25 protein-coding genes are annotated in these 22,077 nt (G+C 48.7%); 12 read left to right on the forward strand and 13 right to left on the reverse strand.

Features of this window, described 5'->3' with window-relative positions; genetic code table 11:
* Positions 1-30: 30 nt before the first annotated feature.
* Positions 31-474 carry a DUF1036 domain-containing protein gene (locus C504_RS0109760; RefSeq protein WP_245555177.1) on the forward strand — a complete coding sequence of 148 codons (444 nt, stop codon included), beginning with the start codon at positions 31-33 and terminating at the stop codon, positions 472-474.
* An 18-nt stretch (positions 475-492) separates the two neighbouring features.
* A complete protein-coding gene (pyk, locus tag C504_RS0109765; protein WP_018689149.1) occupies positions 493-1,929 on the forward strand; it encodes a pyruvate kinase in 1,437 nt (478 codons plus the stop codon).
* Positions 1,930-1,960: 31 nt separating this feature from the next.
* Here pyk and C504_RS0109770 read toward each other — a convergent pair whose 3' ends face one another.
* The 6 genes from C504_RS0109770 to C504_RS0109795 all read right to left on the reverse strand — a co-directional run bounded on the left by C504_RS0109770 (position 1,961) and on the right by C504_RS0109795 (position 5,976).
* Positions 1,961-3,055: an alpha/beta fold hydrolase gene (locus C504_RS0109770; protein WP_018689150.1), complete on the reverse strand. Its 1,095-nt coding sequence runs from the start codon at positions 3,053-3,055 to the stop codon at positions 1,961-1,963.
* Between the two features lie 69 nt (positions 3,056-3,124).
* Complete coding sequence (locus C504_RS17570; RefSeq protein ID WP_018689151.1) at positions 3,125-3,808, reverse strand: tetratricopeptide repeat protein; 684 nt, start codon at positions 3,806-3,808, stop codon at positions 3,125-3,127.
* A 92-nt stretch (positions 3,809-3,900) separates the two neighbouring features.
* Positions 3,901-4,026: a type B 50S ribosomal protein L36 gene (gene ykgO / locus C504_RS0109780; RefSeq protein ID WP_018689152.1), complete on the reverse strand. Its 126-nt coding sequence runs from the start codon at positions 4,024-4,026 to the stop codon at positions 3,901-3,903.
* Between the two features lie 145 nt (positions 4,027-4,171).
* Positions 4,172-5,257 carry a 5-(carboxyamino)imidazole ribonucleotide synthase gene (locus C504_RS0109785; protein ID WP_018689153.1) on the reverse strand — a complete coding sequence of 362 codons (1,086 nt, stop codon included), beginning with the start codon at positions 5,255-5,257 and terminating at the stop codon, positions 4,172-4,174.
* Between the two features lie 3 nt (positions 5,258-5,260).
* On the reverse strand, positions 5,261-5,752 hold the full coding sequence (gene purE / locus C504_RS0109790; RefSeq protein WP_018689154.1) for a 5-(carboxyamino)imidazole ribonucleotide mutase: 492 nt from the start codon (positions 5,750-5,752) through the stop codon (positions 5,261-5,263).
* 20 nt (positions 5,753-5,772) lie between these two features.
* Positions 5,773-5,976 (reverse strand): YdcH family protein, encoded by a 204-nt coding sequence (locus C504_RS0109795; protein ID WP_018689155.1) that lies wholly within the window; start codon positions 5,974-5,976, stop codon positions 5,773-5,775.
* A gap of 158 nt (positions 5,977-6,134) precedes the next feature.
* Between C504_RS0109795 and C504_RS0109800 the strand changes: the two genes are divergently transcribed.
* The 7 genes from C504_RS0109800 (at position 6,135) to C504_RS0109830 (ending at position 12,089) form a co-directional block, all read left to right on the forward strand.
* Entirely contained in the window at positions 6,135-6,323 is a 189-nt protein-coding gene (locus tag C504_RS0109800; protein WP_018689156.1) for a YdcH family protein, read from the forward strand.
* Positions 6,324-6,674: 351 nt separating this feature from the next.
* Positions 6,675-7,334 carry a thiamine phosphate synthase gene (locus C504_RS0109805; protein ID WP_018689158.1) on the forward strand — a complete coding sequence of 220 codons (660 nt, stop codon included), beginning with the start codon at positions 6,675-6,677 and terminating at the stop codon, positions 7,332-7,334.
* Entirely contained in the window at positions 7,334-8,317 is a 984-nt protein-coding gene (locus C504_RS0109810; protein WP_018689159.1) for a tetratricopeptide repeat protein, read from the forward strand. Before C504_RS0109805 ends, C504_RS0109810 begins: the two co-directional genes overlap by 1 nt.
* Positions 8,318-8,463: 146 nt before the next feature.
* Complete coding sequence (gene efp, locus C504_RS0109815; protein ID WP_018689160.1) at positions 8,464-9,030, forward strand: elongation factor P; 567 nt, start codon at positions 8,464-8,466, stop codon at positions 9,028-9,030.
* A 71-nt stretch (positions 9,031-9,101) separates the two neighbouring features.
* Positions 9,102-9,905 carry an inositol monophosphatase family protein gene (locus C504_RS0109820; RefSeq protein WP_018689161.1) on the forward strand — a complete coding sequence of 268 codons (804 nt, stop codon included), beginning with the start codon at positions 9,102-9,104 and terminating at the stop codon, positions 9,903-9,905.
* Positions 9,906-10,022: 117 nt separating this feature from the next.
* On the forward strand, positions 10,023-11,057 hold the full coding sequence (locus C504_RS0109825) for a hypothetical protein (protein ID WP_018689162.1): 1,035 nt from the start codon (positions 10,023-10,025) through the stop codon (positions 11,055-11,057).
* A complete protein-coding gene (locus C504_RS0109830) occupies positions 11,058-12,089 on the forward strand; it encodes a peptidoglycan -binding protein (protein ID WP_018689163.1) in 1,032 nt (343 codons plus the stop codon).
* An 82-nt stretch (positions 12,090-12,171) separates the two neighbouring features.
* On the opposite strand, the gene C504_RS0109835 is transcribed toward C504_RS0109830, so the two are convergent.
* Entirely contained in the window at positions 12,172-13,962 is a 1,791-nt protein-coding gene (locus tag C504_RS0109835; protein WP_018689164.1) for an ABC transporter transmembrane domain-containing protein, read from the reverse strand.
* A gap of 208 nt (positions 13,963-14,170) precedes the next feature.
* Here C504_RS0109835 and rpmE point away from each other — a divergent pair, with 208 nt between their 5' ends.
* Positions 14,171-14,392, forward strand: a complete 222-nt coding sequence (gene rpmE / locus C504_RS0109840) for a 50S ribosomal protein L31 (protein WP_026317374.1) — start codon at positions 14,171-14,173, stop codon at positions 14,390-14,392.
* Positions 14,393-14,499: 107 nt separating this feature from the next.
* On the opposite strand, the gene rcdA is transcribed toward rpmE, so the two are convergent.
* On the reverse strand, positions 14,500-15,015 hold the full coding sequence (gene rcdA, locus C504_RS0109845) for a protease adaptor protein RcdA (RefSeq protein ID WP_018689166.1): 516 nt from the start codon (positions 15,013-15,015) through the stop codon (positions 14,500-14,502).
* 370 nt (positions 15,016-15,385) lie between these two features.
* Positions 15,386-15,574, reverse strand: coding sequence for a DUF1192 domain-containing protein (locus tag C504_RS17575; protein WP_018689167.1), 189 nt, complete (start codon positions 15,572-15,574; stop codon positions 15,386-15,388).
* Positions 15,575-15,666: 92 nt separating this feature from the next.
* Here C504_RS17575 and C504_RS0109855 point away from each other — a divergent pair, with 92 nt between their 5' ends.
* Positions 15,667-16,665 carry an NAD(P)H-quinone oxidoreductase gene (locus C504_RS0109855; RefSeq protein WP_018689168.1) on the forward strand — a complete coding sequence of 333 codons (999 nt, stop codon included), beginning with the start codon at positions 15,667-15,669 and terminating at the stop codon, positions 16,663-16,665.
* Positions 16,666-16,718: 53 nt separating this feature from the next.
* Here the strand turns inward: C504_RS0109855 and C504_RS0109860 are convergent, their stop codons facing one another.
* Positions 16,719-18,935 carry an esterase-like activity of phytase family protein gene (locus C504_RS0109860; RefSeq protein WP_018689169.1) on the reverse strand — a complete coding sequence of 739 codons (2,217 nt, stop codon included), beginning with the start codon at positions 18,933-18,935 and terminating at the stop codon, positions 16,719-16,721.
* Positions 18,936-19,146: 211 nt separating this feature from the next.
* Here C504_RS0109860 and C504_RS0109865 point away from each other — a divergent pair, with 211 nt between their 5' ends.
* A complete protein-coding gene (locus C504_RS0109865; RefSeq protein WP_018689170.1) occupies positions 19,147-19,860 on the forward strand; it encodes a DUF1013 domain-containing protein in 714 nt (237 codons plus the stop codon).
* A 57-nt stretch (positions 19,861-19,917) separates the two neighbouring features.
* On the opposite strand, the gene C504_RS0109870 is transcribed toward C504_RS0109865, so the two are convergent.
* From C504_RS0109870 to C504_RS0109880, 3 genes are all read right to left on the reverse strand, one after another.
* Complete coding sequence (locus C504_RS0109870) at positions 19,918-20,628, reverse strand: helix-turn-helix transcriptional regulator (protein ID WP_018689171.1); 711 nt, start codon at positions 20,626-20,628, stop codon at positions 19,918-19,920.
* 12 nt (positions 20,629-20,640) lie between these two features.
* Positions 20,641-21,039, reverse strand: coding sequence for a VOC family protein (locus C504_RS0109875; RefSeq protein WP_018689172.1), 399 nt, complete (start codon positions 21,037-21,039; stop codon positions 20,641-20,643).
* Positions 21,040-21,123: 84 nt separating this feature from the next.
* On the reverse strand, positions 21,124-21,939 hold the full coding sequence (locus tag C504_RS0109880) for an SDR family NAD(P)-dependent oxidoreductase (protein WP_018689173.1): 816 nt from the start codon (positions 21,937-21,939) through the stop codon (positions 21,124-21,126).
* Positions 21,940-22,077 lie beyond the last annotated feature (138 nt).

Consider the following 22,077-nt stretch of genomic DNA (forward strand, 5'->3'; position numbering starts at 1 on the left):
GGACGATTCCATAGTTTAATACGCAATGCACTGGCCACTTCGGTGGTGCTGGCTGGTTTAACCGTCGGTTTTACCGTCGGTGCAACGACCATTGCTCATGCAGATTTTCGCGTTTGTAATGCAACGCAAGAGCTGGTCGGTGTCTCTATCGGTTACAGAGCGCGAACTGGCTGGATTACAGAAGGCTGGTGGCATGTGGAACCTACAAAATGCAAAACCCTGATTGAGGGACCGCTCGCGTCACGCTATTATTACCTTTATGCGGAAGATGCTTTGCGCGGTGGACGCTGGGATGGTCCAGTTAATATGTGCGTTGCCGAACGAGAATTTAAAATAACTGGCGTGAACGATTGTTATGCGCGTGGTTTTCAAAAATCCGGTTTTCGCGAATATGATACCGGTAATCAGCAAAGCTGGATGGTGCAGCTTATTGATGAAGCGCAATCCAGCGACACGAATACAAACACACAATAACCTTTAAGGGGAATCCCATTGAAACGTGGTCGCAAAGTCAAAATACTTGCCACTCTCGGGCCTGCTTCGAACACCGAAGAGATGATCGAGAAGCTCTACACGGCAGGTGCGGACGTTTTCCGCATCAATATGAGCCACTCCAGCCATGATATGATGCGGGACTTGGTTCAGAAGATTCGGAATGTAGAGAAAAAAGTTAAACGGCCAATTGCTATCCTTGCAGACTTGCAGGGTCCTAAATTGCGTGTTGGCATGTTCAAAGACGGCTCAGTAGAACTTAAGCCGGGCCAGATATTCACAATGGATGACAATCCAGCTGAAGGCGATAATACCCGCGTTCACCTGCCGCACCCTGAAATTCTGGAAGCTGTGCAGCCTGGTCACCGTCTGTTGGTTGATGATGGCCGCTTGAGCCTTATCGCGGAAAGTTCAGATGGAAAATCCATCACTTGTAAAGTTGTTTCCGGCACAAAAATATCAAACAAAAAAGGTGTCAGCCTTCCTGATACGACACTTGCAACAGGTGCGTTGACTGAAAAAGATCATGCCGACCTTGAAGCGGTGCTTAAAGAGCCTGTCGACTGGGTTGCGCTATCGTTCATTCAGCGTCCTGAAGATTTGGCAGAAGTTCGCAAGATTTCTAAAGGCCAAGTAGGGCTTCTTTCTAAAATCGAAAAGCCGCAAGCTGTTGAACGCATTGATGAGATCATCGAGCTTTCGGATGCTGTTATGGTAGCGCGCGGCGACCTTGGTGTTGAACTGCCGTTGGAAGCTGTTCCGGGTATTCAAAAACAGATTACACGTAAAGCCCGTGCCGCAGGCAAGCCTGTTGTTGTTGCAACGCAGATGCTGGAATCAATGATTTCTGCGCCAGTGCCAACACGTGCCGAAGTGTCTGATGTTGCAACGGCTGTTTTTGAAGGGGCCGATGCTGTGATGCTTTCTGCGGAATCTGCAGCTGGTGATTATCCTGTTGAAGCTGTGACGATGATGTCGCAAATCGCTTCAAAAGTTGAAAAAGACCCGACTTATCCAGGTATTCTAAACGGCCAGCGCGCTGCACCAGAGGCAACCGGTTCTGATGCGATTTCTGCTGCATCTCGCCAAATTGCTGAAACGCTCGATTTAAGTGCAATTCTTTGTTTCACTTCATCGGGTACGACTGGACTTCGCGCTGCGCGTGAACGTCCATCAGTGCCTATCATTGCGCTATCGCCAATCGTTGAGACTGCTCGCCGCCTTGCTTTGACTTGGGGTCTTTATTGTGTGGTGACACGTGATGCGACAGACTTGGATGATATGGTCGACCTTGCATGCCGCATTGCTTATGATGAGGAATTTGCCAAACCGGGTGACCGCATTATCATTTCTGCGGGCGTGCCGCTTGGAACACCGGGTTCAACCAATATGCTTCGCATTGCCTATATCGGCTCTGATGGATTGTCCGGTATTTAATTTGAAGATTTAATATAATAACGGTCGCAGACTAACTGTCTGTGACCGTTTTTTGTTCGAGTTCCATACGGACTTTGTCGCGGAACTCTTCATTGTCGAGACAATTTTCGACAGGGCCAAATGCATCATTGGCAACTTTGAGCTCCAGTGCATCGCGCATGGCAAATAGGTCATTTGATGCACCAGCCAGATTTTCCAATGCAGCGACCATGATGTCAGAGGCTATGTAGTCTGATTTGTGCCCGACATTTTTAATCCAAACCAATGTTGAGTTTTCAATGTCAGCATCCAGTCCGCGTGAATGAATTTCAGGTAATACGATTGCGTCTCTGTTCCCTGTGACAATGATAGACGGTGTTTTAATCTCTTTGTAGCGCGGTGAAATTTCGCTGACATAATCATAAAGCCCTGCGACATCGGCCGCGTTATTGCGGAAATGATAGGGCCGTAAAACGAGCCGCACGGCAGTCTTGTTGGTATAATCTGGCGTTGGCTCATTTGGCGCAAACACACAGGCCGTGCCGCCTGCCAATTGGCGTCGTCCGGCAGGCAGGGCCAGTGTTTCGCTAAATATATGCCCGATGATCGGCATTGCTGTTAAATTATAATACCAGCTTACGCCGCCTGGCCATGGATGGCTGACAGGTGACATCAACAATGTGCCAATTGTCTTGTCTGGATGATTAAGCGCAAAGCTGAGCGTGACAATGCTGCCAAAAGAATGACCGGCTATTATCGCCTTTTCAATCCCAAGGCTATCCAGTAATGCTGCAATGGTGGCAGCTTGTCCGTCAGGGCGGTCATTGGTTGAGGGGCCACGCTTTGAGTAGCCGTGGCCGGGGCGATCTATAAAGAGCATCTCGGCGCGGTCTTTAAGAGTGTCGCCATAGATAGACATTTGGTCGCGTAAATTGCCGCTGGCGCCGTGGAGAAAAACAATAGGCGGCATATCTGTACCCGCATCGTTTTTGATGTGAACATAATGCAGCTTCGTGTTGTTGACGGTTTTGAACCTGCCGATGGGCGGGTTAGCGCGTTCGATCTGCCAAACGCCAAATCGCGTTATGCCTGCAGCCAAAAACAAAAGCGCCGCAAGGAAGAATGCGAGGGCGTATATAATATTCATATCAGTCACTTATTTTATGTAAGGGCACAGTGGTTACGCTTAGCGCTGCCAAATAGTTTCTTTATCAGGTTAAGCTGGATCGCCGCTCAGTTCATCATAAAGGCGGATAACGGCATTTTGGCCGGGACGCATGGCTGGGTATATATCAAGCACACGCTGCCAAGCATCAAGCGCGGCTTGTTTGTTGCCTGATTGCTCAAGAATATTAGCCATGCCTGACAGGGCGCCGAAATGGCGTGGTTCCAACGCCAGCACTTTTTGTATGTCAGCCATCGATTTATTGTAGTTTGACATCGCATAGTGCAGCGTTGCGCGCCTGTTCCAGCCTTCTGCATAGTCGGGTTGGCGCGTTATAACTTGGTCAAGGAGGTCGAGCGCAATGTTGAAGTCCTTGCGCTTGGTTGCCTCATCTGACCACTGCATCAGAAGATCAATGCTGGCGCTGCCAGAGCGAAACCATTCTGACCAAATATTGCTGGCCAAACGATTTGCTGCGCCCGGTGTACGCGTCTTTTTCAATTGGGTAAAAAAATCATCTATGCGCTTTTCGCGCTCTGATTTTACCGCTTCGCTAGCAAGGGGAACGTCGTCAACCTGCGGTATGATCGAATCATCGGGTGGCTGAACCGATTCTAACGGTTCATCAAATGGCAGGGTTAGCTCATCATCTAGCGCTTGCGCATAGACAGGGCTGCCGGTGGTTGAAACCAGTGATAAAAAGCAAATCGAAAATGGCAAAGCAAAAAAGCGCATAAAACCAATCTATGGTTTAGATGCGCTTCGTCAAATGCAAATATTTGTGATCGCCGCAAAAGTTGGTACTTTGCGGCAATTAAAATAACAAATTAGCCCTGGCGTGCTTTAAAGCGCGGGTTTTGCTTGTTGATGATGTAAACGCGACCTTTACGACGAACCAGACGGTTGTTGCGGTCACGGCCTTTTAACGCTTTGAGCGAATTTGTAATTTTCATTTTCTTTGCTCTGTCTTGGTTTAGTTGACTTGAGTCAAGCCAAACAAAAACGCGCCATTGGCGCGCAGAATTAAGTTGCTGGTGGATACATATATTTGATGGCACATGTCAACCGGTATCGCTGAAAATATAGCTGAATTTACCGCTATTTATGAGTCAGCAGCCGTGTGAAATGACCCATTTTGCGGCCATCACGTGCTTCAGCCTTGCCATAATTGTGCAAAACAACGTTCGATTCGTTGGCCAATGTGATCAATTTTTCAATGTCGTTGCCAAGTAAATTTTCCATGACGCAATCGCTATGGCGGTGCTGTTTTGCCAGCGGCCAGCCGATACAGCAGCGAATGTGTTGCTCAAATTGGGAAACGCTACAGGCAGCCTCCGTCCAGTGGCCGGAATTATGCACGCGCGGTGCAAATTCGTTCGCAATCAAGCTGCCATCGGCCATGACGAAGAATTCTAGTCCCAGCGTGCCGACATAATCGAGCGCGTTTATCAGGCGCGTTGCTTCACCGATTGCCTCATTCTTTGTGGCTTCTGATACGGAGGCGGGAACGGTGGACGAAAACAGAATACCATTCTTGTGGATGTTTTCTGCCGGTTCAAAACACGTCACGCTGCCATCACGACCACGGCTCGCAATGACAGAAATTTCGCTGGTAAAATCAACAAAACCTTCAAGGATCGCCGGTGCGTCTTTGAAGTCTTCGATCGCTTGGGCGGGTGATAAATCGCTTTTCTCACTTGAAAAGCGGATCTGGCCTTTGCCATCATAGCCGAAACGGCGAGTTTTCAAGATACCGCGTCCACCAAACTCTAACAGTGCAGCTTCAAGTGCATCTGCGTTTTCAATGTCACGATAAGGTGCTGTTTTAAGACCTGATTGTTGTAGAAATTCTTTTTCAACCAGACGGTCTTGGGAAATGCGTAATGCGCGTGCTGCTGGATAAACTGCAATGTTTTTCGCAAGAGCTTCGACAGCGGCAACGTCGATATTTTCAAACTCATAAGTGACTACGTCGCTCATTTCAGCAAGACGTGCTAAACCATCTGCATCATCATAAGTAGCTTGGATATGGGTGTTTGTGACTTGTGAAGCGGGGCAATCTTGCTGCGGCTCGAGCACAACTGTCTTAAATCCAAGGCGTGCTGCTGCTAGTGCCAGCATACGTGCCAATTGACCGCCGCCAATAATACCGATTGTTGAACCGGCGGGGAGGGGCTTTGTCATGATCTAGCTTTCGTTTGATGGATATTGTGAAACACGGGCAGTATTTGCGGCGCGCCAATCATTCAGGCGGTCAGCCAGTTCATCATCCGTGATCGCAAGAACGGCAGTTGCTAATAATGCTGCATTAATAGCGCCAGCTTTGCCGATTGCCAGTGTTCCAACCGGAATGCCGGCCGGCATTTGAACGATAGAGAGGAGCGAATCTTGGCCCGATAGTGCTTTACTTTGAATAGGAACGCCAAACACAGGAAGCGTTGTGAGCGCAGCTGTCATGCCCGGCAAATGCGCAGCGCCGCCTGCACCAGCAATAATAACCGAAAAACCTTCTTCTTTGGCTGTTTTGGCGAATTCATACATGCGCTCAGGTGTGCGATGGGCTGAAATGATGCGTGCTTCATAAGCAACATCCAAATCGTCCAACATATTGGCGGCATGTTCCATGGTTGGCCAATCAGATTGGCTGCCCATAATGATCGCGACTTTGTGTTCAGTCATAAGAGGCGGTCTTTCTGGTTTTAAGCGATGATATCTGGCAGGATTTGGTCTTCCAACTGCTTAAGCTTGTCCTTTATGGCAAGTTTTTTCTTCTTCATGCGTTGGATTTGTAGTGGATTACAGCCTGCAGCCACCATGGCGGTGATAGCAGCATCAAAGTCAGCGTGTTCTGTTTTGAGACGTGCATGAGACAAGCGCAGCTCAGCTTCATCCTGATCTGACATGGTTGTTTTCCTGCTTGGCTTGCTGTGATTCAATAACTGTTAAGCGTCCCTTTATCATAGAATTAGAGAATAGAAAATCCTACTAAGAAGGGTTCGACAAAGTGCGGATTATCTGACAACATTTTAATGTTATCAACGTCACAATTGGAGGTATTTATATGTCTATATCAGGCCATCTTGATTCATTGCAGCGTAAACACGGGGCATTGGAAGCGGAGATTGCAGACATTAGCGCGAGTCCTTTACCGGACCAAACGCGGGTCAGTGCACTGAAAGTGAAAAAACTCCATTTGAAAGAGCAAATCGAAAAACTAAAATCATCACAAATGGATGAAACGAAACACTAATTCCTAAAACATGTAGACCGAACTAGGTCACAAATAACATGCAGCTGCATATATCTGAGATCAATGATTTCATATATGCGGCTGTTTCTCTTTAGATTTATAGATCAAGCAGGGTCTCAAATTTTAAGCGCTGAACCCGCTGGGCATAAATCGCCAATCCTTCAAATATCACCCCAAACCACACCGTGGCGGCTTAATTCATCCATAAAATGAAGCTGATTGGCCGTGCCAGTGGTTACAGTCCATCATTCTAACGTTGCCAAAGCTCTAAATTTGAGCAAAACGTCATCGCGCCGCATTGCGGTCGAGATTGACCTGCAAAATATTGCGTAACAAATTGTGAGATTGACTATGACAGACAGCATCGAAAACCGCCCACGTCTGGTGTTAATTACACCGTCAGATATTGGCGATGATGTATTAATTACACAAATTCAGGCAGCTTTATCGGGCGGTGATGTCGCTTCAATTATCGTGCCTCAATATGAGCTTGATGAAGACCGCTACCAAAATTTGCTCAGCGCGATCGTGCGCGATGGCCAAGCGGAAGGCGTTGCTGTTGTTTCTGCTGGTGACACGCGCATTGCGGGCCGCTGCGAAGTTGATGGTACGCATGTTGTTGGTGGATATTCAGAAGTGCGCACAGCGCTTAAGGAGTTTGGCCATAAGTGGATTGTTGGTTCAGGCGGGGCTGAAACCAAGCATGCCGCTTTGATGATGGGTGAAGAAAATCCCGATTATGTTTTCTTTGGCCGATTTGGGCAGGATACACATAGCGAACCGCATAAGCGCAATTTGGAATTGGCGACATGGTGGTCTTCGGTCGTTGAAGTGCCGTGTATTCTTATGGGCGGCAATGATTTGGCGTCGCTTGAAACGGCTGCGCAAACAGGTACGGATTTCGTTGCGCTTTCGGCAGCCATTCTTGGCGATGGCATTGATGCCAAGGCGGCATGTGCGCAAGCTAATGAAGTTTTACAGACATTTGTTTTTGCTGACGGTGAGGATTAATGATCAAATTGGTTCCAAAGGTTCGTTTGTATCTTGTGGCTTTGTGCCTTGTCGCGCAGCCATCTTTTGCTGCCGAAAACCCTTTTGAACCTGCACCTGTGGGCGTTGAGAATCCTAAGGGCAATGAACCGGCGTTATCGCGGTTTGGTGAAAAACCTGCGGATGAAGCCTACGGCGCTTTTCAGCGCGGATATTATATAACAGCGCGCAATCTTGCGCTTCCGCGCGCTGAAAAAGGCGATGCTGCTGCACAGACACTTCTTGCGGAGATTTATTCGCGCGGTCTTGGTATTCCACGTGATCCAGAATTGGCCGGAGAGTGGTATGAAAAAGCGGCGGCTCAAGGTGTGCCCGAAGCGCAATTTCAATATGCTCTTTTATTGTTGGAACGCGGCGATGCAGATTCAGTACCGCGTGAAGAAGCGGTGCGCCTGATGAAAGCTGCGGCTGATGCTGGTAATGCGATGGCGCAATTCAATTATGCCCAGCTTATTATTGCGCACAGCCCTGGCTTTAAGGGGCAGGTTGATGCGTTTAAATATTACCGCCGTGCTGCAGAGCGCAATGTGCCTGATGCACAATATGCGGTTGCTCAATATTATACAGCTGGAACGGGTGATGTGCAGGTCGATCTTACCGAAGCACGCAAATGGTTGGCACGCGCAGCCGTTCACAATTTCGATTCTGCACAATTAGAACTGGGTAACATGCTGCTGAGCGGCATTGGCGGTGAACGGGACTTGAAAGCTGGTTTTGGCTGGATAAAACGTGCTGCTGTGACCGGAAATGTCGCTGCGCAGGTTGCGTTGGCGAAACTATATTGGGCCGGCATTGGTGTTGAGGCTGATTCAAAAGAAGCAGCAGCATGGTATGTTCTTGCGCGCCGCGCTGGCATGCGCGACCGTGTGTTGGATGATTTTTGGGAAGGCATATCGGGCGAGGTTCAGCAGGCTTCTATCGAACGGGCGAACCGTTTGCGATAAATTCAGGCAACCCAAAAATGCGTGCCCATCTTGCATATTTGCGGCTTTTATGGTCATGAACCGCAAAATGATGTGCTGAAGCACCATTGACCAATTTAACGTAAGAGTGCGCAGCGTCACTCTGCTAATCATAAACGAGATGAGCTATGAAGATTAACGGCAACGAAATTAAGCCGGGCAATGTTATTGAGCACAATAAAAGCCTGTGGGTCGCGGTTAAAACCAATGCGGTGAAACCGGGCAAAGGCGGCGCGTTCAATCAGGTTGAATTGAAAAACCTGATCGATGGCTCAAAACTCAATGAACGTTTTCGCTCTAGTGAAACAGTTGAAAAAGTTCGCCTTGAGCAAAAAGACTATCAGTTTCTTTATGAGCAGGATGGTGCACTGGTTTTCATGGATTCTGAAACCTATGAACAGCTTGAACTTCAACGTGATTTCGTTGGTGACCGCGCAGCATTTTTGCAAGACGGCATGATTGTTACGGTTGAAAGCCACGAAGAAAAGCCAATTGGTATTCAATTGCCGGGTCAAGTGACGCTTGAAATCACTGAGGCTGATCCTGTTGTTAAAGGTCAGACAGTGTCTTCATCATATAAGCCTGCAGTGCTGGAAAATGGTGTGCGTGTTATGGTGCCGCCATTCATTACTGCTGGCGAAAGAATTATCGTGGATACGACGGATGTTACTTATGTAAAGCGTGCTGAAAGTTAAGCTTGCCTGCTGATATCTTTATGCCGGTTACTCGGTGTCCACTTACTTAAAAAACGTTTTAGGAATATAAAATGGCTCGTTCTGCCCTGATGAATGTAATGGTCCAGGCCGCTGTGAAAGCTGGCCGCGGACTGTCACGCGACTTCGGCGAAGTGCAAAATTTGCAAGTGTCCGTGAAGGGACCGGGCGATTTTGTTAGTCAGGCGGATACACGCGCTGAGAAAATTCTTTTTGAAGAATTAGAAAAAGCACGTCCTGCATTTGGTTTTCTTATGGAAGAGGGCGGTGTTAAAGAAGGCACCGATCCTCAAAGCCGTTGGATCATTGACCCGCTCGATGGCACCACTAACTTTTTGCATGGTATTCCGCATTTTGCGATTTCCATTGCGCTAGAGCGGCACGGCGTTATTACAGCTGGCCTTATCTACAATCCCGTTACTGACGAAATGTATACCGCTGAACGTGGGGGCGGGGCATTTTTGAATGACCGCCGTCTTCGCGTTGCCGCACGACGTGAACTAACAGATTGCGTTGTTGCTTGCGGCTTGCCGCATCTTGGACGCGGCGATCACGGAAAATTCTTGATTGAGCTACGCAATGTTATGAACAATTGTGTTGGTGTGCGTCGCGGCGGTGCAGCTTCACTTGATTTGGCTTATGTTGCTGCTGGCCGTTATGATGGCTATTGGGAAAACCATTTAAGTGCTTGGGATATTGCTGCAGGTATTATTCTGGTGCGTGAAGCCGGTGGTTTCGTCTCTGACGTCAATGGTGGGCAAACGATGCTGGATGCAGGCAATATTCTTGCAGGCAATGAATATATTCACAAGCAGCTTGGTGAAACTGTTCGTAAGCCGCTCAAAACAGCAAAATAGTAATTATCGACTTCTCTTGCCATTGACGCTTTCAATTTAGCCATAGTTTCTACTATGGTTGGTTTGTGAATTTGGTGCAGGTGCTTCGGCACCTCTAAGAGTGGGAGACGATGATCGATGGCGATCAATGGTCCTGACGATCAGGTGGCGGCAGATACGCGCCGTAAATTCGATCCGTATAGGCTTTCAAATCCGCAGGTATTCCTGCTTTCGATGGTGATATTCCTCGTTATTGTTGGCTTTTTAGCTGCTATTTTATATCGCCAAATATCGACAGCCTTTGTTACCAATCCCGGCTTGAACGGCCTTATTCTTGGTGTTCTTTTCGTTGGTGTGGTTCTCGCATTTCTTCAAGTTGTCAGGCTTTTCCGTGAGGTTGGCTGGGTCAATTCTTTCAAATCTGGCGATACGGTCAATGCGGCACGCAAAGAGCCTGTGCTCTTAGCGCCTATGCGTTCGTTGCTGAGCCGTCAGCAATCGGTGTCCATCAGCACGGTTTCGATGCGTTCCATTTTGGATTCCATCGGTACGCGCCTTGATGAAAGCCGCGATACCTCACGCTATCTCATTGGCTTGCTCGTGTTCCTCGGCCTTCTGGGCACGTTTTGGGGGCTATTGCAGACCATTGGTTCGATTGGTGCAACCATTCAGTCGCTTGATCCTGGCTCTGGCGATGCCAATGATATTTTGGATGCGCTGAAAGCTGGTCTTGCTTCGCCTTTAGAGGGCATGGGCACAGCGTTTTCTTCATCCTTGTTTGGTCTGTCCGGCTCTTTGGTTCTTGGCTTTCTTGATCTGCAAGCAGGACGCGCACAAAACCGTTTCTACATAGAGCTTGAAAACTGGCTTTCTTCTGTCACGGACCCCGATTCAGGTGCAGCTCTTGCTGTTGCAGGTGGTGATACCTCAAACTTGAAAGCGATTACTGACCGTTTGACTGCAATGCAAAGTGAAAGCGGCGGTGGAAACCAACGCCAGAATGCAGCACTTGGTTCGCTTGCAGAGGGCATACAGGGGCTGGTTAAGTCGATGCGCAGTGAACAGCAAATGATGCGTGATTGGGCTGATGCACAAGCAAAAGAGCAAAAAGCAATTCGCGAAACATTGACTGAATTATCTCAAGCAATTCAGAAGCTGTCAAAGGACAAATAGATGGCTTTGGCACGCAGAAGACGCGGTAACTCTCAGGTCGATTATTGGCCAGGCTTTGTGGATGCTTTATCCACATTGCTGCTTGCGATCATGTTTCTTCTGTCTGTTTTTGTGCTGGCGCAATTTTTACTCAGCCAGGAAATTACCGGAAAAGATGCTGTTCTTAACCGGCTAAACGCCCAAATCAATGAATTGACCAGCTTATTAGCGCTTGAGCGATCTGATCGTCAGGATGTTGAAGATCAATTGCTCAGCTTGCAAAGTTCTTTGCAAACCAATGAAGCAGAGCGCTCGCGCCTACAGCAATTATTGGCTGGCGGTGCAGGTGCAGCACAAGAAGCCAATGAACGCGCCGGGTTGCTATCAGAAGAGCTGGATGACGAGAAACAAATTAGCCAGCGTGCGCTTAGTCAAGTTGAGCTTCTCAATCAGCAAATTTCTGCCTTGCGCAAACAGATTTCTGCGCTGGAAAGTGCGCTTGATATTTCTGAGAAACGTGATGATGCCGCGAACGCCAAAATTGCCGATCTTGGCAAGCGTTTGAACGTTGCTCTGGCCCAGCGGGTGCAGGAGCTTAACCGTTATCGTTCAGACTTTTTTGGACGGCTGCGCGAAATTTTGTCAGACCGCGAAAATATTCGCATTGTTGGCGACCGTTTTGTTTTCCAATCCGAAGTGCTTTTCTCTTCAGGTGGCGCTGAAATCAATGATGCAGGCCGCACAGAAATGGCAAAGCTGGCCGATGCTATCAAACAGCTAGAGACCGAAATTCCCGAAGAGATTAATTGGGTTCTGCGTGTTGATGGTCACACCGATGATGTGCCGTTATCGGGCAATGGGCGTTACCGCGATAACTGGGAGCTTTCATCGGCGCGTGCGACATCTGTTGTCAAATTCTTGATTACGCAAGGTGTGACTCCGCGCCGCTTGGTTGCGGCTGGGTTTGGCGAGTTTCAGCCGCTTGTTGAGGGTGATACGGATAGCGTTCGCAGTCGTAACCGCCGCATTGAGCTTAAACTCACCGAGCGATGAGTTAGCGACAAGGCAGTATTCTATTTGAACGTTTGGGGCCATCGCCGATCAGTCGATTATATATCCGCGCTCCGGTTTTTCATCATGCAGCTTTGCCAGCGTTAAATTGTAACTGTGCTAAACGCGCATAAACGCCATTTTCCTTGGCGGACAGCGTTTCGTGATTGCCGGTTTCAACAATTTGGCCATCATCCATGACAAGAATACGGTCTGCCTTTAGAATTGTTGCCAAACGGTGGGCGATGACCAAAGTTGTCCGCCCTTCCATCAGTTTTTCCAGCGCCTTTTGAACTAGCGTTTCATTTTCAGCGTCCAGCGCTGATGTTGCTTCATCGAGCAGAAGGATAGGCGCATCGCGCAGGATAGCGCGTGCAATGGCAAGGCGCTGTCTTTGGCCGCCAGAAAGCGTTACGCCGCGTTCACCAACTTGCGTGTCATATCCCTCAGGCAGGGCTTCAATGAAGCCTTGGGCCTGTGCTGCGATGGCTGCTGCTTTGATTTCTTCTGCCGTGGCATTCGGCTTACCAAAGGCGATATTTTCCGCCACCGTTCCTGATAGAATTGTCACATCTTGCGGCACAATCGCCATATGTTCACGGGCTTGTTTTAGATCGAGGTCACGCACATCAAGTCCATCAATTTTAATGGTACCTGTTTGCGGATCATATTGGCGCATTAAAAGGCCGAAAAGCGTGCTTTTACCTGCGCCCGACGCACCAACAATTGCAACGCTTTCGCCGGATTTAATATCAAATGATAAGCCTTTTAGCGTTCTATCTTGCGGCCGTGTTGGGTAGGCGAAGGTTACATTTTCAAAGCCGACAGTGCCAAGCGCAGGTTGCGGTAATGGCAATGGAATTTCGGGGCTTTTGATGTCGCTCTGTTCAACAAGCAATTCGCTCAAGCGCTCTGCTGCGCCCGCAGCCAATTGCATTTCGCCCCATATTTCAGACAATGCGCCCAATGCACCTGCTGCAAAAATGGCATAAAGCAAAAACTGGCCAAGGGTTCCGGGCGTCATTTCATCAGAAAGCACGCGGTTTGCACCAATCCACAAAACGGCGACCACGGATGAGAAGACCATGAAAATGGCAAAGGCGGTGAGGATTGATCGTGCGCCAATGGCAGAACGTGCGGCTCTAAAAGCTGTATCAACGGCATCTGAATATTGATTTGAGGCCGCGGTTTCATTGGTAAATGCCTGAAAGCTGCGCACAGCGCCAATTGCTTCGGATGCATAGGCCGAAGCGTTGGCCAAAGTGTCCTGCGCTGTTCGGCTCTTGGTACGTACGCGCCGTCCAAAGGCGATAAGCGGCAGCACGATAAGAGGAATAACACCAACGACGATACCAGCCAGTGACGGGCTTGTGATAACCATCATAATCAATGCGCCAACGCCCAAAATAGTATTGCGCAGAGCAAGCGATGCTGTTGCACCAACGGCGGATTTGATCTGTGTGGTGTCCGCGGTCAGGCGCGAGACAATTTCGCCAGACTGGGCTGTGTCATAAAAAGTGGATGAAAGCGTCATCACATTTTGAAAGACATCGCGGCGCACATCAGAAACAACGCGCTCGCCAAGCGTGATCACAAAGAAATAGCGACATGCGCTTGCGGCAGCTAAAAGCATCGCAATAGCAAGCAGCATGGTAAAATAGCTGTTGACGAGGGCTGCGTCTTCACCGCTAAAACCGTGATCAATCACGCGGCGCACAGCTGTCGGCAATGCCAATGTGGTAATGGCTGCCATGAACAATGAAATAATCGCACCAGCGACCAATTTTTTGTAGCGGGTCAGATATGGCAGTAGAGCAGCAAGAGGGCGAACAGATTTCGATTTGGCACGTTGGCCGCGTTTAACATCGTTACTCATAGTCACTCGCTTGTTTGCTCTATAGACAATTTAAATTCATTGTTATGAATCGCTGCCAACAGTCTTGTGTCAGAATTATCCCTGATGTATAGGCACCTCAACAATTTTCAAAGCCGTGGGCGTTGAGTTCGCGGCTTTTCCTTTGAAACTTTGGTGGGTGCGCGACGAAATGTCCGCAATAGCACTATTAAATATTGGAGTTTTCGACATGAAAGCAGATATCCATCCTGACTACCACATGATCAAAGTGGTCATGACTGACGGTTCAGAATACACGACTTATTCAACGTGGGGTTCTGAAGGCGATACTATGAACCTTGATATTGATCCATCATCACACCCGGCTTGGACCGGTGGTAACCAGTCTATGCTGGACCGTGGTGGCCGCGTTTCTAAGTTCAAGAAGCGTTTCGATGGTCTTGGCCTCTAAGCTTTTACAGCTTTAAAGACATTAAAACCCCGTTGAGCAATCAGCGGGGTTTTTGTTTGTTCTAATGATTTCGATTAAATAGTCGCGCTTTTAAGCGAAATTCGGGTCTAATTAGACCCGAATGCAGTTTTAAGCAGGTTCACCTGATTTAGAACCGGATTGTCTTGGCTGTAGCTTGGATCTTCGGATACATCCTTGCCGTCGTCCATTGTGCGCACGCGCGCTTGGAGCCTCAGCGAACGGCGCACCAAATCAGTAAACTTTTCCGGTAGTTCATTCCAAGCGGTCACGTCTTTATTGCTTGAATTTGTGTCGAGACGGATTTTATCCTTCTCGGACCTGACTTGGTCTTCAGACATTTCGCCTGAGTTCAGTGCGCGTTGCAATAACAGCCATGAGGCAAGTTGCATGAGGCGCGTCGTCAACCGCATTGATTCTGCAGCATAAAGCGTAGCGGCAACGCGGCTAAGTTTTTTGGCCTCTTCACGGCCTTCAGTTTCCAAATAGGCGGCAGTTTCTTCAACAAGCGCCATTCCTTCAGAATAAAGTTTTGTGAAGGCAGGTGACGCAGCCTTGCGGCTCGAAAATTGGATGGTGTTCTTTTGGTCTGCGTTGTTGTTCATTACCTACCCTTAGAATACTTGCAGTTGCTCAATAGCGCTTCGCTGCGCGTGTTGCACGACCACATTCCATATTCCCACAGGATCGCGCAACAACATACTTAATGCAAGGTTAACGGCCGCATGCCTGATAAACAGTGTTCAGCGTGAAAATGGCTGCTTTAAGGGGATTTGCGTTTTAATGTCTGTATTTTAACAGGAATAAACAGCGCAAAAAAAGAGAGCCGCAAAAGCGGCTCTTGAAGATATACAGGGGAGGCGTCAAACAAAGCCAAAGCCTTGATTGAGTTCGAATAAATCCGAACAAAATGGTTAATATCTTATAAGGGTTAATATGGCGTTAGCGCAGGCAATCATTTTTATTTAGGCCCGTTCAGCTTTTGAACAGAGCCTCTGCTGCACCCAAACTTTTATTTTTTGCATCTGCTTCATTTTCAAGACGAGTAATTTCTGCTTTTAGATCGCCGATGAGTTCTTTCAAATCGCCGACGGAAAGCTCATCAATCTTTTGGCCCAGCTGATAAGGCTTTTTTCTCTTAGGTTCGTTTTCGTCGTCAAACATGATGTTATCCTCACTTTTAAAAACTGTCGTAAGATTAAACTCGCCACAATGCGGTGCCAAGTGAATAAGCATGTGACTAAAAGGAAGATGCGATGACCAATACAAAAAAGATGACGGCAGTAGAAATCACTGAGCCGGGTGGTCCAAAAGCGCTGAGTGTTTGCAAACGCGATAAACCGCAGCCTGCATCTCATGAAATATTGATTGAGGTGAGGGCCGCAGGCGTGAACCGGCCTGACGTGTTGCAACGTATGGGGGCTTATCCGCCGCCAAAGGGCGCATCAGACCTTCCGGGCCTAGAGGTCGCAGGTATTGTTGAAGCGGTTGGCGAGGATGTTACGCGCTTTCGTGTGGGTGATTCGGTTTGCGCGCTCACTGCCGGTGGCGGCTATGCTCAATATGTCAGCGTGGATGAGGGTAGCGTTTTGCCTGTGCCTGCGGGTTTAACAATGACGCAGGCCGCTGCTCTGCCTGAAACCTTCTTTACCGTTTGGCACAATGTTTTCGAGCGTGGCGGTTTGCGCAAAGGCGAGGTCTTTCTTGTGCATGGTGGAACCTCTGGCATCGGCACGACCGCTATCCAACTGGCCAAAGCGATTGGCGCGATCGTCATCACGACTGTTGGCTCGGCTGAAAAAGCAGAAGCATGCAAAAAACTTGGTGCTGATCATGTCATTTCATACCGCGACGAAGATTTTGTGTCTGTCGTCAAACAGGTAACGGACGGGCGCGGCGCCGATGTTATTTTGGACATGGTTGGTGGCGATTACATCAACCGCAACTATTCTTGTGCTGCTATGGATGGCCGTATTGTTCAAATCGCATTTTTAAGCGGTGCTAAAACAGAAGCCGACTTCTCAAAACTGATGATGAAGAGATTGATCCATACGGGTTCAACTTTGCGTGCTCGTCCGCTTGAAGTTAAAGCTTTGCTTGCCAAGCAACTTGAAGAACATGTGTGGCCTTTGATTGAAAACGGCCAGATTGCACCTGTGATGGATATGATTTTTCCGCTGGCAGAAGCGTGGCGCGCCCATGACCGAATGGAAGAAGGATCGCATATCGGTAAAATCGTTTTGGACGTTACATAGACCTATCATAAAAGGCGGAGCATAAGCCCCGCCTTTAAGTTCGTATGGTGTAATCAGTTTGTGGAAACTTCCAGTGGGCCTAAATTAAGGAACAATGTTTCGCCATTGGAATCATCGATGCCGTCATTGTCGGTCACTGCAAATGCGTTGCCATTTTTGTCGATTGCAAAACCTTCAATCTTGTCCACGACATAACCGCCTGTTGATTTAAGATCGGGCAGGAAGTCACGCACCAATGTCTTTTCCATAACAGGAAGTTCTTCGCCAAGTTTGGCTGGATTTAGCTGATCAATAGAAACGCTGTAGAGTTTCTTGAGTTTGGCAGCTTCGCCGATTTGGTTGTCACGCTCGACGATATAAACGTGATCACCATATGCTGTGATCTCAGAAAGGCCAACCCAGCCAGCACCTTTTTCATCCAATGGATAGCTGACAGCGCCCCATGTTTTATCGGCAGTGTTATAGGCTACCAACTTAACAAAACCGGCTTTGTCGTCCTGCCATTCGCGCTGTATGGCCACCCATAATGTGTCGCCAATTTTGGTCACGCCTTCTGCGCCAAAACGTTTTTCCACAGCCAGCAATTCAGCTGGGAATACAACTTGCTCTTTAATCTCGCCATCAGCGTTTACATGGTAAAGACCGTGCGGGATCATACGGTCAGTGCGTCCTTCTGATGCGAGCCAGAAACCGCCTTCACCGTCTGTTGTGATGCCTTCTAAATCAAGCAATTGAGCATTTGCACCACCGCGCGTGACACGCGTTGCTTTGGTGATTTTTGCCGGTTTCTGATTGGCATCAATTGTGAAAATTGTCGGCTGCATCGCATAGAAGCTGTCATTGACTGCGTATAAAATGCCTGGTTTTTCAAGGTCTGCGGTTAGGCCTGATAGAGCGCCCCAACCGATTGGTCTGCCTGTATCATCCATGCCTGATACGATCATCGGATAGGATGCTTCGCCTTCAGCATATTCATACAGTGTAACATGGCTGCGCACGCCGCCATCTTCGATTAAATCTGCTTCATTGGCGATGGCCAAAAGATTGCGACCTTTGATCGCGACAGCGCCTTCTGGTGCAAGCGCCGTTGGCAAAAGCTGCGCTAATTCAGGGGCTTTGCCTTCGCCCATATCTTTGTACGCGCCGACGATTGATCCGCGTTCAGACAGAATGAAAATAAATTGCTGGCCGTCAAAAGTGCCGACTTCCAAACCTTCTGGTTCTGCGCCCTTATTGCCTGAGCGTTTTTCAGGATAATGGCCAGCCATTGCAATTTCATATTCGAGCGAAAGGCCGCTGTCGAAAAGAATTTCGCCCGTTTTGCTCATGATTGTGAAGCCGCGCGAGCCGCCTTTATAGTCGCCTTCATTGGCCATAACGAGGCGATTATTATCAAGCCATTTCATTGCATCTGGCTCACGGGGAACATCTTTTAATGTGCCGTCGAAAGTCAGCGCGCCTTCTTCGTCTGTGTCCACGTTTTCAAGGTCGACAGTGCCCGCTGAAAAGTGGGAAATGATGTCGCCGGTAGATCCATTGAATACCACCACATGGTTATTCTCCTGCAATGTGACTGCCACTTCATTGGCGTCATTGATGGTTACAAATTCTGGTTCAGGATCGGTCGGTGCAATTTCTGCCAGACCGGTCATATCGGCCATGACTTTACTGTCGCAATCGACCGCGCCATTGTTCAATTTATACGTCAAAACGAAACCCGCTGGCATTTGCGGGATAATGCCATCGTTCAAATCTTCGTCGCGCTCGTTTTCAATCGCAACGGCGATCAAAGAACCATCTGGCGATATGGCAACTGAATCTGGCTGCCCGCCAAGATCGCAGCTTTGCGCGATCGATTGATCGGCAAGATTGATGCTTAATAATTTGCCGCTTGGCTGCGTAAAGTTCTCAGATGTATTAACCGCGACAAGTGCGTTGCCGCCTTGAACGGCAACTGATGTTGGCTCGCCATCGGTGGCAATAAAGCCTGCTGGCTTTGGCGCTTTAGGGTCGGCAATATCAACCATGCCAATGCCGCCCAGAGGGCTGTCGGAATAAACAAGCATCATGCCGTCTTCGCTCACGTCGATAATTTCGGCAGAGCTCTCAGAAGTCTGTTCCATATTCTCAGGAATATTCGTGTTTACCGGAAATGAAGCGATGCGGTTAAAAACTTTTGCGCTCGTTTCTTCAGCATTAACAGTTGTTGCGGCGGCGCTTGCGACCGCAATAATGGCAACGCTGCTTAATAATTTTCCTAGTTTTGGCATGTTTATCTCCTAGCCCTCATTGTTGCCAAGGCTCTGCCGCAAATCGGTGAATGTTGCATGACACTCCAATGACAGTTTGATGACGGTCCGCAAATGCGTAAATTGGTTGCGCTCGGCGCGCGGTTTTGATATGCGGAAGGCATATTCCGGACATTAGTGGTTTAAACCACGCCCGCGGCACCGGCGCGGACGAACAGGAAAGGTATATCTCATGGCAACTTTGCTAATGCCAAAAGCGACAGCCGTATGGTTGGTCGATAACACTGCACTGACATTCAATCAGATTGCGACGTTCTGTACGTTGCACCCGCTTGAAGTCAAAGCGATTGCCGATGGCGAATCAGCGCAGGGCATTAAAGGTCTTGATCCTATCAATACCGGCCAGTTGACGCGTGATGAGATTGCTCGGGCAGAAGAAAATCCTGACCACGTTTTGAAAATGCAGGAATCAAAAGTGCGCGTTCCTGTGCTCAAGAAAAAAGGCCCGCGTTATACGCCGGTTTCAAAACGTCAGGACCGCCCAAACGCAATTTTGTGGCTGGTTCGTAACCACCCAGAATTGAAAGACTCACAGATTTCTCGTCTTGTTGGCACAACCAAGAATACGATCCAGCAAATTCGTGAGCGTACGCACTGGAACTCATCGAACCTTCAGCCGATTGATCCGGTTGCTCTTGGTCTTTCATCGCAGATCGATCTTGATTTTGAAGTCAATAAAGCTGCTAAAAACCGTCCGGCTGAGCTTGATGTTGAAGTTGCTGGCGATGCATTGTTGCCTGCTTCACATACGGAAGGCATGGCTCTTGAAGATGAATCTCGCAACTACAAACCTGCGAAACCAGAAGAAGATGAAATTGATGCCGATGCAGTTTTTGCAAAACTGAACGCGCTAAAATCCAGCGACGATGATTCATCAGAAGACTAAATCGTCAGTATAGAATATTTAAAAGCCGGGTGGATAAACGCCCGGCTTTTTTGTTGTCTAAAGCTTTCCTTGATCTGGCGGAATATCGCCGCAAGCCTCCATCTTGCTATAAAAGTCGCGCAGCGTTTTGCCGCGTTCTATTTTGAATATGCTTCCAGTGTCGATGAAGTTTGAAATTCTGTCGATACGAAACATACGAAAATCCTCGCGCAATTCGCACCAACCAACAAATGTCCAGCCGCCGCCCCAAAACCAAAGCCCAAGGGGGCGCACGGGACGGGTTGTCTCCTGATTATTTGCATCAGTATAAATAATCTGGATGCGTTGCCGCTTGTCGGCGGCTCTTTCCAGCGCGTCAATCATTTCGCGATCATTTTGCTTCATGCGGTGTGTCGGCGCATGAATTTCGACGGCGTTCAAATTGTTGCGGCGGTCTATCGGCAGAACTGATTCAATTTTGATAAGTGCTTCTTCTGCCGCACGCGCCATCGCCGCGCCGCCCCAAGCTCTGGTCATGCGTGCGCCCGCGACAAGCGCCACGACTTCATCGCGCGTGAACATTAGCGGCGGCAGATCAAAACCTTCGCGCATAATATAGCCAACGCCGGCCTCGCCATCGATTGGCACGCCGGTTGATTGCAGGTCGGCAATATCGCGGTAGATTGTGCGTTCGGAAACTTCCAATCGGTTCGCCAGTTTGGCAGCAGTGACAAGTCTGCCACCGCGCAGGTGCTGTACGATTTGAAATAGGCGATCTGCGCGGCGCATGTCAGTACTCTCTTAATTCACGTTGAACAGGCCGATAGAATTACCGTCTGGATCTGTGATGTACACGAACCGGCCCGCCGGAATTGGGATGATGGGTGAAACGACTTTGCCGCCAGCTTTTTCAACGCGCGGCATTGCATCTTCCAATGTGTCTACGCTGGTTAAATGGATTGTGTTGCCTTCGCCTTCTTTGGCAGGTTTTCCTGGGTAAATATGACCAAATACGCCTTCGGAATCAAAGCTTTTGAACCAAACAACATCGTTTGGTTGATCGTCGCTTTTCTCTGTCTTGAGCATTTTAATGCCGAGAACAGCTTCATAAAATTTCTGGCTGCGGTCTAAATCCGTGGATGGGATTTCAAACCAGCAAGCTTCGCCAGATTTACTCTTTGTGTCAGTTGGGGCGCTCATGTTCATTTCCTTTTTGGTTGATGATGAACGCACATTGGCACAGGGCTCCTGACAACATCATGTCAGGAGGGTTGGGAAATATTTTTAATCCTCGTCGTCATCTGCGGCGGCATCATCATCGGGAATTGGCACGGTATAGTTGAGCGCCATGCGCCCGCCGTCCACATGCACAATTTCTCCGGTCATATAGGATGCCTCGTTTGAGGCTAAAAATGCGACCACAGAAGCGACTTCCGATGCTTTGCCGATACGGCCCAAAGGTGTGCGCGATAAGATGCGGCCGCGCGCTTCAGGATCATTGTTTACCGATGAAAGCATCTTGGTCATGATTGAGCCTGGCCCAACGGCGTTTACCCTGATGCCATGGGGGGCAAGCGAAAGCGCCATGACTTTTGTTAGCTGATTGACCGCGCCTTTGGAGATTGAATAAGGTACCTGATCGGCGAGCGCGAAGTGTCCATTGATCGATGACATGTTGACGATTGCGCCAGCTGGACCACCATTTTTCACTTTGTCGACCATGAATTTTGCAACGCCTTGGCCGCATAAAAATCCACCCTTGATATTGACGCGCATGACGCGGTCGAAATCGTCTTCGGAAACCGTCAGAAAATCTTCGCCATGAACAACGCCCGCATTGTTGACCAGAATATCAATGTCCCCGAATTGCTCGACAACGGCAGCGATCAAATTATGCACATCAAGCCGATTGCCAACATCGGTGTGGATGAAATGCACAGGCCCGAGCGCGGATAATTCATCGACAGCTTTGCGGCCTGCCTGTTTGTCGATATCGGCGATGGCGACTTTTGCGCCATCCAAAAGCAAGCGCTTTGTAATGGCATAGCCGATGCCTTGCGCCCCGCCGGTTACGATTGCGATTTTACCATCAAGTGCCATTTTAATTTCCCTTATTACTGGCTGTGAAACTAAGGGAATGTGGCGGTGGATGGAAGGGCGGCGGCAATGTTTATATTAAGGTGGATTTTGTCTCACATTATGGACATGCGTGTGCGTTCCTGCCCGATAAGAGCAGGT

This window comes from Ahrensia kielensis DSM 5890 (genome assembly GCF_000374465.1).
Taxonomy (GTDB): Bacteria; Pseudomonadota; Alphaproteobacteria; order Rhizobiales; family Rhizobiaceae; genus Ahrensia; species Ahrensia kielensis.